The sequence below is a fragment of the Pedobacter sp. MC2016-05 genome, from assembly GCF_026239735.1.
GTDB lineage: Bacteria > Bacteroidota > Bacteroidia > Sphingobacteriales > Sphingobacteriaceae > Pedobacter.
In genome coordinates this window covers 1-11,914 of record NZ_JAPIVT010000016.1, presented here as the reverse complement: position 1 = coordinate 11,914, position 11,914 = coordinate 1, and the positions used below count along the sequence as shown (strand labels likewise).

Annotated in this window: 16 protein-coding genes and 1 pseudogene; 4 read left to right on the top strand and 13 right to left on the bottom strand. The window is 36.9% G+C overall.

All coding sequences use genetic code 11. The features are described 5' to 3' along the window. Nucleotides 1-74 precede the first annotated feature (74 nt). Together OQZ33_RS17710 and OQZ33_RS17705 are read right to left on the bottom strand one after the other, a co-directional pair. On the bottom strand, nt 75-434 hold the full coding sequence (locus OQZ33_RS17710) for a hypothetical protein (RefSeq protein ID WP_265800539.1): 360 nt from the start codon (nt 432-434) through the stop codon (nt 75-77). A gap of 274 nt (nt 435-708) precedes the next feature. Beyond that, nucleotides 709-1,329 carry a DUF4142 domain-containing protein gene (locus OQZ33_RS17705; protein WP_265800538.1) on the bottom strand — a complete coding sequence of 207 codons (621 nt, stop codon included), beginning with the start codon at nt 1,327-1,329 and terminating at the stop codon, nt 709-711. Between the two features lie 311 nt (nt 1,330-1,640). On the opposite strand from OQZ33_RS17705, the gene OQZ33_RS17700 reads away from it, so the two are divergent. Next, a complete protein-coding gene (locus OQZ33_RS17700; protein WP_265800536.1) occupies nt 1,641-1,835 on the top strand; it encodes a hypothetical protein in 195 nt (64 codons plus the stop codon). A gap of 34 nt (nt 1,836-1,869) precedes the next feature. On the opposite strand, the gene OQZ33_RS17695 is transcribed toward OQZ33_RS17700, so the two are convergent. Continuing rightward, a complete protein-coding gene (locus OQZ33_RS17695) occupies nt 1,870-2,394 on the bottom strand; it encodes an RNA polymerase sigma factor (RefSeq protein ID WP_056850159.1) in 525 nt (174 codons plus the stop codon). Nucleotides 2,395-2,808: 414 nt separating this feature from the next. On the opposite strand from OQZ33_RS17695, the gene OQZ33_RS17690 reads away from it, so the two are divergent. Further along, nucleotides 2,809-3,813 (top strand): LLM class flavin-dependent oxidoreductase, encoded by a 1,005-nt coding sequence (locus OQZ33_RS17690; RefSeq protein WP_265800535.1) that lies wholly within the window; start codon nt 2,809-2,811, stop codon nt 3,811-3,813. An 8-nt stretch (nt 3,814-3,821) separates the two neighbouring features. Here the strand turns inward: OQZ33_RS17690 and OQZ33_RS17685 are convergent, their stop codons facing one another. The 5 genes from OQZ33_RS17685 to OQZ33_RS17665 form a co-directional block, all read right to left on the bottom strand. Beyond that, entirely contained in the window at nt 3,822-4,517 is a 696-nt protein-coding gene (locus tag OQZ33_RS17685) for a DUF421 domain-containing protein (RefSeq protein ID WP_265800534.1), read from the bottom strand. A 112-nt stretch (nt 4,518-4,629) separates the two neighbouring features. Beyond that, entirely contained in the window at nt 4,630-5,034 is a 405-nt protein-coding gene (locus tag OQZ33_RS17680; RefSeq protein WP_265800532.1) for a GlcG/HbpS family heme-binding protein, read from the bottom strand. A 144-nt stretch (nt 5,035-5,178) separates the two neighbouring features. Beyond that, the gene (locus OQZ33_RS17675; protein WP_265800530.1) at nt 5,179-5,373 is read right to left on the bottom strand and encodes a hypothetical protein; all 195 of its coding nucleotides are present in this window, start codon (nt 5,371-5,373) and stop codon (nt 5,179-5,181) included. Between the two features lie 142 nt (nt 5,374-5,515). Continuing rightward, nucleotides 5,516-5,716 (bottom strand): hypothetical protein, encoded by a 201-nt coding sequence (locus OQZ33_RS17670; RefSeq protein WP_265800528.1) that lies wholly within the window; start codon nt 5,714-5,716, stop codon nt 5,516-5,518. 177 nt (nt 5,717-5,893) lie between these two features. Continuing rightward, nucleotides 5,894-6,613, bottom strand: coding sequence for a DUF481 domain-containing protein (locus OQZ33_RS17665; RefSeq protein WP_265800526.1), 720 nt, complete (start codon nt 6,611-6,613; stop codon nt 5,894-5,896). A gap of 152 nt (nt 6,614-6,765) precedes the next feature. Here OQZ33_RS17665 and OQZ33_RS17660 point away from each other — a divergent pair, with 152 nt between their 5' ends. Next, nucleotides 6,766-7,590 carry an ion transporter gene (locus OQZ33_RS17660; protein ID WP_265800525.1) on the top strand — a complete coding sequence of 275 codons (825 nt, stop codon included), beginning with the start codon at nt 6,766-6,768 and terminating at the stop codon, nt 7,588-7,590. A gap of 1 nt (nt 7,591) precedes the next feature. Here OQZ33_RS17660 and OQZ33_RS17655 read toward each other — a convergent pair whose 3' ends face one another. Beyond that, on the bottom strand, nt 7,592-7,954 hold the full coding sequence (locus tag OQZ33_RS17655; protein WP_265800524.1) for a response regulator transcription factor: 363 nt from the start codon (nt 7,952-7,954) through the stop codon (nt 7,592-7,594). A gap of 174 nt (nt 7,955-8,128) precedes the next feature. On the opposite strand from OQZ33_RS17655, the gene OQZ33_RS17650 reads away from it, so the two are divergent. After that, nucleotides 8,129-8,812, top strand: a complete 684-nt coding sequence (locus OQZ33_RS17650; protein WP_265800523.1) for a DUF4142 domain-containing protein — start codon at nt 8,129-8,131, stop codon at nt 8,810-8,812. A 41-nt stretch (nt 8,813-8,853) separates the two neighbouring features. On the opposite strand, the gene OQZ33_RS17645 is transcribed toward OQZ33_RS17650, so the two are convergent. The 4 genes and pseudogenes from OQZ33_RS17645 to OQZ33_RS17630 form a co-directional block, all read right to left on the bottom strand. Beyond that, nucleotides 8,854-10,089 carry a hypothetical protein gene (locus OQZ33_RS17645; RefSeq protein WP_265800522.1) on the bottom strand — a complete coding sequence of 412 codons (1,236 nt, stop codon included), beginning with the start codon at nt 10,087-10,089 and terminating at the stop codon, nt 8,854-8,856. A 19-nt stretch (nt 10,090-10,108) separates the two neighbouring features. Then, the gene (locus tag OQZ33_RS17640; RefSeq protein WP_265800520.1) at nt 10,109-10,600 is read right to left on the bottom strand and encodes a DUF4625 domain-containing protein; all 492 of its coding nucleotides are present in this window, start codon (nt 10,598-10,600) and stop codon (nt 10,109-10,111) included. 128 nt (nt 10,601-10,728) lie between these two features. Further along, a complete protein-coding gene (locus OQZ33_RS17635) occupies nt 10,729-11,319 on the bottom strand; it encodes a DUF4625 domain-containing protein (RefSeq protein WP_265800518.1) in 591 nt (196 codons plus the stop codon). Nucleotides 11,320-11,351: 32 nt separating this feature from the next. Further along, nucleotides 11,352-11,914: pseudogene (locus OQZ33_RS17630) on the bottom strand (TonB-dependent receptor); the annotation flags it as partial.

Genomic DNA, 11,914 nt, shown 5'->3' with positions numbered 1-11,914 from the left:
AGCTGGGCATCACTTAGTAACTATTTCTTCTATCATAGAGAAATCGAATTGATGATATTTCTTCAGTATCTAGTCTATTTTACTGATCGATTTTTCGGCAAGCTAGCCTGGTAAATTATGGCTGCCGTCAATATAGAGGTTAGAAAAAATCCTTCCACAATATTTGCTTTTTTGCTTTTTTTCAAGCCTTGGTAGAAGCGATAAACCGCTATTCCACCTAAACCAGCCAGCTCGAAAGTTAGCGGACTGGAAAATGCCTTTTCAGGCGAATGTGATAGCGTTTTATTAATGCTTGAGTCAGCTAAATTTACACTTTTCGCTATTCTTTTTTCTATTGTTGGTCGCGGCAAATAAATTCCTAAACCCATGCCTATTGCACTAAGACCATCAATAAGGAGATTGTAGGGTTTGTGTGTATTGCGTTTTGTCATCATTATTAACTTAGTATTAAAATAATATTAGAATATTTTTCTGTTTGTAAAACATTCTCTGGTTTTAATTGTCTTTGATCTACTATCCCTATAATTTATTCTTGATTTAACATGGAACAAGCAGAAGACCTGATCAAATGGAATTTAGCTCCAAAGCTAGTTTCTATTGTATTTTAGCAGCATTTGTATTGGCAATAATTTTCTCCGTTATTCAGCCTGCTTTGAAAAAAGGCTTTCCAGAAATGAGCATGATTTTTAAAAATCGTTAAGGAGTATTTTATTGCCTTGGGTCATTTCCTTGACCAATTTTCTGCGCTCTTAGCTCTTTCTCAAGTTTCTTACTTTGTCCATATGTAACTTCCCACTTAGGTTTAGTAAGTGTAGCGAAGGCCGCGATATCTGCATCTTTGGCAGTTGTTGCCTGTCCAAAACGATCTATTGTCTTTTGATATTCTTCAATAACCGACTGAAGAAAATATTCATTTCTATCTTCCTTTTCATAAGTCTCTAGTTTTTTTACATTTTGAATTGGGGTTTGAGGCAGCGTTTGTGGCAATTGATAGCCTTTCTTCTTCGCTAAATTTTCCAATGAAACCTGATAGGCTTTATGATCGGAAACTAGTTTTTTTGCCAATGAAATTAGATCACTTTTCGCTCCCAGTTGAATAATCTTATTTGCGAATTCGATTGTTGTTAAATTACTTAGTGCAACATTCTTTAAAAACTTTGTATCGGTACTGTCTAACGTGATTGATTTGCTAATCTGGCTAATTCCGGTATCGGCAACTATAGTATCAGAAGCTAGTTTTTGACCGCTCTCGGATTTATTTTCTGAACTTGTACAGCTTGCTACAACCGTAAAACACAATGCCGCTAGTATATAATGGGTATCTCTCATGTTAATCCTTTAAAAAATCAACACCGTTAATATTTTAATGTTTTGAGAATTTGAAAATGGTGGGCTTCCGAAAGTAGAAATTGATTGGTATCGGCTGTGTTGACTAAAGCTGATGCATTGATGCTAGTTCTTATTGAAAGCAAAGGAACTGCCGTTAGACAAAAACAATTAACACTGATTAAGCTGCTTGTTGCTCTGCGATAATGTTTTAAAACGAGCAGGAAGATAAGATTACAGCTAATAAAAATCAAAAACTTCAAACTTTTAGCTATTAGATTGATTGTTTAATAAGAAATATCAAGCTTATGAACATGGACAATCAAAAAAAGAATCATCAAGAAAAGGATGAAGACAAAAAAGATAAATTAGGAGTGATACCTAATGAGGAGTTAGATGGCAGTGATGCTGATAAAGCTTATGATGAGAATGGTGATTTTAACCAGTTAGGAGATGTTAGCACGGATCAAAGTGGTTCTGATGCTGATGCCGACGAAAAATCAACCTAAATAAAAAACCCCGATTTTGAGTCGGGGCTTTTTATTATGGCCTATAGTAGGCATCTGTTTTATAATTTTTGAGGTTTTTCTTTAATTCAATTCTGGCCTGATGGATATGTGTTTTAACAGTACCAATGGGTAAACCCAATTCTTCTGCTATTTCATGGTATTTGTAACCTTCGAAGTAGCGCACAAATGGATCGCGGTAAGCTTTTGGCAATCTATCCAATGCACCTTGAATGTCGTTCATCATAAACTTGTTCTCAGCCACATTTCTGGTTGCGCTATGACTTAAATTTGCATACGTGATTTCTTCCTCTGTGGTAATCAGTGCATTTTTCTTAGCTGTTTTACGATAATCATTGATAAAAGTATTACGCATGATTACGAAGAGCCAGCCTTTTAAATTCGATCCTTCCTCAAATTTGTGAAAAAACCGGATAGCTTTCATCAATGTATCTTGAACAAGATCATTGGCGTCGTCCAGGTCTTTGGTAAATTGTAACGCATGAGAGCGGAGCGAGCTTGCATTGCTATTAACAATGCTGCTAAATTCTGTTTTATTCATGGGATAATGTTTTAAGGTGATTGTCTATCAAATGACAAACTTCATACCGCTAACATTACCTGTTATTTATTCGCGTATAACTACTCATGATGATTTCGCTAAATGCATTTTTATTAATAATAGCTTATTTGCATTACACTACCACTAGTTCCATTAAAAGTACTTTTAATTGGATAAATACTGGAAAATCAGTGATTGTAAAGGATTTGATATACAAGATGATAACTTTCATGGTGACTGTAGCACACTACATAAACTGATGAAAAAATACACAAGTTGTTGCCGTCAATGTATAATTTTTGCTGAATTTTCGGCTAAATGACGCATTTGTATCTTGAAGGTCATATAACAATTGAGAAGATGCAAGCCATGTTTTTTAAAGATATTTTTGTGCTTTAATTACAAAAAGCGCACATGAATATCACTTCATTAAAACATATTCCTTATTCCGTTCTCGATTTAGCAACCGTATTAGATGGCTATACTGCAGCCGATACGTTTAAAACAAGTTTAGAAATTGCCCAACAATCAGAAGCTCTTGGCTATACTCGTTATTGGTTTGCCGAACACCACAATATGGCAGGCGTAGCAAGTTCGGCAACAGCGGTATTGATAGGTTTTATTGCAGGAGGTACCAAAACTATTCGTGTTGGGTCGGGCGGGATTATGTTGCCAAATCATTCTCCGTTAATTGTAGCAGAGCAATTTGGAACGCTGGCTTCACTTTATCCAAATCGAATAGATTTAGGATTGGGCAGAGCGCCAGGAACAGATCAAATTACTGCAATGGCGATTAGAGGAGAAAATATGCATGCTGCACATAACTTTCCAAAAGATATTGAGCGGTTACAGCAACTGTTCTCTGCCGATAATCTTCATTCAAAAGTTCGTGCCATTCCAGGCGAAGGACTAGATATTCCAATTTGGGTATTAGGCTCTAGTACCGATAGTGCAAGATTAGCAGCCGAGAAAGGATTACCGTACGCTTTTGCCAGTCATTTTGCACCAGCATTATTTGAACAGGCAGTAGCTATTTATAAAAATAATTTTAAACCTTCTGCTGTTCTTGCCGAACCTTATGTTATCGCCTGCGTTAATGTGGTTGCGGCCGATACAGATGAGCAGGCTGAATTCTTATCAAGTTCGGTTAAAAAAATGTTTTTAGGTGTGATCACAGGTAGGAGAGAGAGACTTAAGCCACCTGTAGAAAATATCAATGCCATTTGGGATCAGCTGGAAAAAGAAGCTGTTGAGCAAATGTTATATTATTCTTTTATTGGCAGTAAAGAGACCATTAAATTAAACTTAGCCGCATTTGTTTCCAAATTCGGAGTGAATGAAATTATGAGTACTTCTCATATTTACGATCATCAGGCGAAGCTTTATTCAAACAAATTGTTCGCCAGTATTTTTGAATAAACTTGATGTTATTTAATCCTGCAATTATGCAGCGCAACTGCCCATTCCTCATGGTTACAATTTGGGCAAAGAAAGGTTGACTCTTCATTCACTGTTGCTACATGTCCACAAAATGTACAGGCATAGTTGGTATTTGGTTGAAGTATTTTGGTTTTTTTAGCAAATAACTCTGGCAAGATGGGCAAGCCAGGTTTTACTTGATCATCTGTGTAAAAGAATACGCTCAGTGTACCAGATGTTTCAAGGATAGCAGTATCTATTTGCCCTAAATGGGAAATGCTCTGCTGCCTCAGTTCTGAGAAAAACTCATCTTGTGCAAGTGTTTCTTTCTTAAACTCTTCAATATTGAACTGCCCGTTTTTGATTAGATAAACAGGTTTGCCTTCTATCAGATCATCTAGTTTTTCGCTTTTTGCAGTTAAAAATGTGGTGAGCCGATAAGCGCCAACAATAATAAAAAATATGATTACAGGGATCAATAGCCCAACCTCTTTATAAAACATCGGATCTCCGGCAGCAGAACCTAAACTGATAATCACTACCAGTTCAAAAACGGAAAGCTGCCTTACGCCACGTTTTCCTAAAAGCCTTAACCCAACTAAAATTATAAAATACATAATAAAAGTTCGGAGTGCTATTTCTAACATAAACTCCCAGTTCTCCTCTCCAATGAAGAAATTTTTCCAGTCGATGTTTAAGATCATAGTAATATGCGGCAATAGATTAGGGCAGTTAGAGAAGAAATGATTTTGGGATTTTTAAAGATGTATTTGAAAAAATGTTAGATGCATAAGTGCATCTAACATTTATGGATTTTTAACTTTTAAGCGCTGCAGCTCCTGCACTTGCTACTTCATGGTCTTGCTCAACGCTTCCTCCAGAAACGCCGATGGCGCCAATTACCTTACCTGATTCATCTTTCAAAACTACCCCACCTGGAAAGCTAATTAATCCTCCGTTTGAGTGTTCTATATTGTAAAGTGGTTGACCAGGCTGTGATAACTTGCCGATTTCGCCAGAATCCATGTCAAAAAATCTTGACGTTTTTGCTTTTTTTATGGAAATATCAATAGATCCAAGCCAAGCATTATCCATTCTATGAAATGCTTTTAAGTTTGCACCTTCATCTACAACAGCAATGTTCATGGGAACACCAATTTCAGTTGCCTTTGCTTTAGCGGCGGCTGATATTTTTTCTACTACTTCTAATGTTAAACTCATAATTTTTCAAATTGGTTTTTATGATAAAGTTAACATTCAGAACTTGTTATTGTTCTGATTGGAAAATATGTTTCAGAAATTTATTGATTTCAGCAACGATATTAAAAAAAAAGCCCAGACAAATCATCTGGGCTTTCAGTTTATTTACCTCGGTGGTAATTTCCTTGTCGTATCTCTTTTCATTGTATCCCTTTTCATGGTATCTCTCTTTGAGGGATCTTTTCTATCGGGTTTCTTTTTAGGCCATTCAGTTTTCTTTTTAACGGTATCTGGCCGGGTTTGCGCAATAGTGCCCAAGCTAAAACTAGCAAGTAGCATTACAATCATTAACTTTTTCATAGGAATAATTTTTGTTTTAACTACTTGTAAAACAGCGCCGTTATTCCAAAGGTTTTGTCTCTTTTTAAAAAAAAACAGTTAAGAATGTATAGCCTCCAGATTAAGTTTTAAGAGTATCGAATTGGAATAATGAAACGCCTATCTAAAGTCTAATCTTTTTTGCTTTTGTCTCGTTTTTTTCTGGTATTTGTATAGAAAGGATGAGATCAATACTTTCCGAATTCGTTTCGTAATCAGCAGCGATTTTTTCCCATTTCGCTAACTCTTGTTGAAGGCTTTCGATTTCTTTGCCTAAAGATTCTATTTTACTTTGTATAGATTTTCTAACGTTCGTGTTTGCCATAACGCAAAATTATAATTTGAATGTGAAATTGAAGTATCCAAATTTCGATAAAGATAAAATCACGAGCTTTTCATCTGTTTATCAATTATTTAAATCGGGTAAAAATTTTCAACATCTTCTATCATTCAATTAAATTTTGCTTTTCCTTATAAATGAGATGGGTCAGTTGATTTGAGGTCAAAAATATTTGTCTAAACTTAAACCGTAGGTGAAATTTAAATTCTCTCTTTCTGTGATATTCAATCTATTATAGTTCAGCGTAGTAGTTAGGCTAATCCACTTTCTTAGCTTTAAGCCTATTGTTGTAGATGATCTGATAATATAGTCGCCACCTCTTGAAAAAGAATTTTGTAAAAAATGGCTTCCATCTAGGGTTATAATTTCTTTAATTGCGAAATGGAATTGTAACCGGAGCGAATTACGTAAGGTATTATAACGCTCGCCAACCACTAAACTACTTTGATCGAAAAGAATGCCGTTACTCAAATTGATGTAGGAATTCGGTTCATCAAGAAAACTGTAGGCAATACCACCGCCGGCAAGTAATTGATTTTTTAGCTTTAACGAATAGCTGGTGTTGTAATTGATTAAACCCCAATAATAAAAATGTTCTGGTCCTTTAAACAGGTTGAAGTTAAGCGTACTCGAGAAATCATTATTGCTTAAGTTGTTGTTTTGTTTTCCATAAAGCCAACTGGTGTTAGAGTTTAAAACGAAGGTTTCCTTCTTCATTCCAAAATTTAAACCATTGTTTAATAAATAGGCACGCTGATCATCTGTTCTGTTAATTGAACCTGTAGAGGAAAGCAAAAGATGGTAATTCGTACTGTCGCTATATTGTGCCGATGCATTAAGAAATACGAAGATGAAATTGAAAATAAGTAAAAGTTTCTCCATACTCAGGTTAACAGATTTACAATGATTAATGTTTAGTAAGCAATTTACAAACAGTTTTTTTCCGCTCCAGATCCTGATCCGATAACTTGCTTCGCTCAATTGCTATCTCGGAAAATGTCTCTATTATTAGACCAAATGATTATTTTTACTGCATGAAACCAACAACATCTAAGCATTGGCGTTTCCGTTTGCACGAGGTGATCTACGAGTCGAATACCCCTGCAGGCAAAGCTTTTGATGTGGGTTTACTCATTGCTATATTTACCAGTATCATAGTAGTAATGCTTGATAGTGTTGTTAGCATCCACAATAAATACGGTAACTTATTTTATCATGTGGAGTGGGTGTTTACCGGCCTGTTTACCATAGAATACATCTTAAGGTTGATCAGCATTAAAAAGCCAGTGAGGTATGTATTTAGTTTGCTGGGGATTATAGATCTTATCTCATTATTGCCCTCTTATTTAAGTATATTTTTTATTGGTGCACAATCGCTTTTGGCTTTCAGAGCATTAAGATTATTAAGGGTTTTTAGGATTTTTAAACTCGGAGAATTTCTAAGCGAAATTAATTTCCTTACGCAGGCGCTGAAAAACAGTTTTAGAAAAATTAGCATCTTCCTGCTTACCGTATTAACGATCACCGTAATTTTAGGTTCGATCATGTATCTGGTAGAGCAGCGGGAAAATGGTTTTTCGAATATTCCGGAAAGTATTTATTGGGCAATAGTAACCATTACCACGGTTGGCTACGGCGATATTTCTCCAATTACCCCAATGGGAAAATTTGTTGCCTCAGTGGTTATGCTTATTGGTTACGCCATTATCGCTGTACCGACAGGAATTATTACTCACGATATTGCTGTTGCTGCAAAATCTAAAAAGGAAATGCCCGAATCTTGCCCAAGTTGCAGCCTTGAAGGGCACGATTCTGATGCGCTTTTTTGTAAGCATTGTGGCTCATCGCTTTTTCGATAAACTAATTCGGTAAATAACGTTCTACACGACCTGCAAAATCATTCAAGTCGAATGGTTTGTTAATAAAATCTTCTGCCGTACATTTCGCTTTTACCGCGTTTAAGTGATTATTTGCCGACATCATCATCACCGGAATGTGATGGGTTTTAACATTGGCTTTCAATTGTGTACAAATTTCAATGCCATTTCCATCAGGCAACACGATATCCAAAATCACCATGTCTGGAATGTTTAGCCGCATTTGTTTCCAAAAATCGCTAGTATTGCGACAAGCTTTAACTTCATACAATTCCTCCGTGAGCAAGAACTCGATAATCTCTCTGATGTTGGGATTATCTTCTACTACAAATATGCACTTTTTCATAAGCTTTATGTTGAGTAATATGTGCTTAACGTCTTTCATTTTCAGATGTTTAAGTTATTTGTTCACATTGCCTGAGTTATTAACTTCTTTTATTCACCGTCTATTTCAAATCAAATTTTTCGCAAACTTTTTTATGCTTTTTTAAGTTGATTAACTACATCAGCTAGTAAAATTATGAGAAATCTTAAATCAAGCTTTGCATTCGTTATCGGCTTATCAATTGCCGCAAGCGCTACCGCATCAGAACGTATTACGCATTCAGTAAATGTGATCAGCCACGAACGAAAACAAAATGTTCTTCCGCCTGAAGTTTTCATGGCCCAAGCCATGCGGTATGGAATAAAGAGTTTACAGATGAGCGGATTAGCCGCTGAAATTTCTAAAGATCAAAAAATTAGGAGTTTTTCAACAAGCGTTCTCGACTTGCATACAAAAGCAAACCAGGAGCTTTTAAGCCTGGCAAAAACAAAAAACATAAGTTTACCAACGAGTAAATTGCCGGAAGGACAAAGGCCCGATGGCAGAGTGGATTCGGCTCCTACAAATTTGTTGGATACCTCGCGAAATCAAAATCAAGGTGAAGCAGGAAATACAGGTCAGCCAAAAGGTGTTATGGTTGAAGGCTTTGCGATGCTTAGTGATGCTGATATGCAACAATCAATCACGAAACTTAACCAATTGAAAGGCGAAAATTTTGACAACGCTTATCTTGCAGCTAGCTTAAAGGATCATCAAAATGTTGTTGCACTTTTCGAGGCAGGGTCTAAATCATCGGATAAAGATGTGAAAAAATATGCCCTTAAATATTTATCGAAACTTAAAGCACATTTAGCTCAGTTAAGTGCGATGATGAAATAAAAATAAAGAGGTAGCGATGAAAATAGCTACCTCCTGTAAAATTAATGCGAAGCGTTACTCTCAAAACCGAAAATCGTTAATCGAACTGGTTTTGAAGATACTTTGTACTTTGCGGAAACGCTGAAAGTGTCGAGGTCAATCTGATGTACTTCACCAGATCCTGGTAAAGCGATGTAAGCGAATTTTGCCGTCGCTTCTAAAACAGGCTTATAGGTGTCAGTGCTTAAGGTTGCTGAAATTACAGCACCTTCTTTTTTCAAAGCTCCAGTCGCTAAATCATAAACACGAAGTTTTCCATCCAAAGTTAACACTAACAAATTTTTTCCGGCATAATCAACTTTGCATTGAAATGCATCAGCACCGCTGTAAATAGGGGTGATCTTATCCCCAGCCAGATCAATTAAATAAGCCCCTTTGGTAGCCACATAACCAATAAATTTCTTTGCCGATTCTGCATAGTAAATGCTGCCCAACCTAAATGCGCCAAATCCATCGGGATTTGGAATCAACCGTTGCTCACCGTTAGATTTCACCACCAAAACGCCACCTGCAGTTGCAGCGGCATTGGTAAAACCACCGAAAACAGCGTGTGTACCATCAGTTGCGTTACCATGGATCGCCCCAAGGGCTAAGGTTGAAGCAAATACGGTTTTGCCGCCTTTACCAATGATTAAAACCCTGTTGGGCGATGCTCCAGCTGCTGTTGTAGAAGTTACCGCATAGGTTCCGTTTGTAAATTGTGCCATTGCACCATGATGAGGCAATAAACCGGCGTTCACAATGGAAAATCTTGCTCCTTCAGTATTAAAATCACTTTCCATAGCCCTGCTCAAAGTTCCGTCGCCATCATTAAAAATTAAACTTTCATTAGCTTTTGATTTGAAGTGGGTTGGCTTTATGCCATTTGCAGTAATACTGGCCCATTTTGGATTGTGCAATACATCGATATGATCTACATGTGATGACAAACCGCTATCAAAAACCTCCGCTAGATTTTGAGTACCATAAAGCACTGCAGCATACCTGCCGGAAGAAGTAGCATAAAGATTTGCCACTGGATATTTCGCATCGAAAGATGAAATAGCTGACGAAAATGGGTCAACTAAAGTTAGCTTATTTGAAGTTTCATCTGATGTAAGTAAACGTACATATTTAAACTCCTTTACAACATTTGTAGGTTCCTCTTCAGGTTGTTGATTGTCTTTTTTACAAGCGGTAAATGCTGCAGCAACGGCAATAAGCAGGGCAGCTTTCTTAAAATTGTTTTTGGATAACATTGGGTTTGATTTTAATTGATTAATTAATTTTTATGCTGATTCCTTTAATTGTTTGCCATCCGGCTTTATCGGTGATTCTGATCAAAAAATGGTAATCACCTGGATCTATATCTGCCGGGACATTGATGGTTGCTGTGGCTTCATAATTTTTTTGCCCTGCCGGAATATTGATTTCTCGGATGAGTAGATAGGGTTTTACGGGAGTTTTAATTGCTTCCATATTGCAGCTGTTTACCTCAGTACTGTGCGAATGATGGTCGAAGTTGTGGTGGATATCAATGCTCATGGAACCAAGTTCTACGTTATCACTTACCTGAGCTTTAAAGGTGAAAGATTCGCCACGTTTAACAATGCTACACTGTTGTGGAAAAGCGCTTGCACTCGCAACAATTTCGGGATAGCTGGTATCAATTTCTTCAGTTTCTTTTTTGCAATTGCTGAGGAGGAACACCATTGCGAGGCCTAAAATCAGATAGCCCGTTCTTTTCGGATTAAATTTATTTTTCATCATGTTTTATTTATCAAAATGTTCTTCAAATTCATTTTCTTTCCCCAGCTGATCGACTATTTTAAGGTGTACATGGTAATGGCCTTTTGGTGCTGCGGTAACATCGAGGTGTTTATGGAAATTGTAGTTGGTTAAACCAACCATCGAAATATAGGTGAACGAAAAGTCCTTCTCCCAAGCCAAGCCGATCCATCCACTTCAACTTCAATTTTGGCGATTTTATTAATGGCAGAAACTGATGCTTCTACATGCAAATCATTGCCAGCAGTATTTAAAACCACTTCAAAACCTGTGGCATTGGGTAGTGTTGGGTCGTATTTGATTTCTAAATCATTCACAATTACTGTCGATTTACCTAATACGTCGGTGACGGTAATCGTTACTAGGTAGCTACCCAAAGCAGCCGTGGTTGGTACATCAATGTGTTTATGAAAAATTGCATTTTTGATATTGACAAAACCGTCTGTATAGTTTTGGCTAAAGTTCCAGCCCGAGCCAGATTTGGGCTTGATGGTTAACTGAACGCCGGCTAAATTGCTAGCCGAAAAAAGATCGGCCTCCAGGTGAATGTCCGTTCCTGGGTAAGCGGTTTTGTTGTTATTGGTGCCAATTTCTAAGTTTGTGATAGAAGGCGCATCTGGAATTACTTCTTCTTTTTTACAGGCTGTAAAAGTTGCTGCAATCATCAACAGTCCTAAAAAGGGCTTTGTAAATTTGTTCATAATGGGTGTTTTTAAGGGTTATAACTGATTATTTATTTTGAAAAGGGGATTTTTACCGAGAGAATGAGGTTTCGTCCTGCTTCAGGAAGCTCGATAAGGCGATAAAAACTGGTATGGTTGAGATATTTTGTGTCGAATAAATTCTGTGCCTGAATACTGACTTGAATTGGATTTTCGAAAAGTGATATTTTAGTTCCAATCTGGATATTCATCAGTTGGTAGCCAGGCGTTTTTTTCTCTGGAGGAACAATATTTTCCTGTTTACTGGTAATGCGGTAGTCCACCGAGAAATAGGTATTGCTCAACTTGGTATTAAGTTTAGGAGAATAGGTGAGGTTAAACAAGGCAGAAGCTGGTGGAGAAAATGGCAGCGTAAATCCCTTTTTATCTCCAGATAATTGCTTCGCCTGCAATATTTCTCCTAAAAATTGGGTGCTTAGATTTTGAAAAATCTCATATTTCAGTTGAATCTCTCCACCAAAGCGCTGTACGCGACTCTCTTCATACTCGAATATCTGATTGCCCGCACCATAAGAATAATCATGACCAGAAGTCGGATTCAGGTAAATATAATTTGGAAAATAATTGTAAAAGG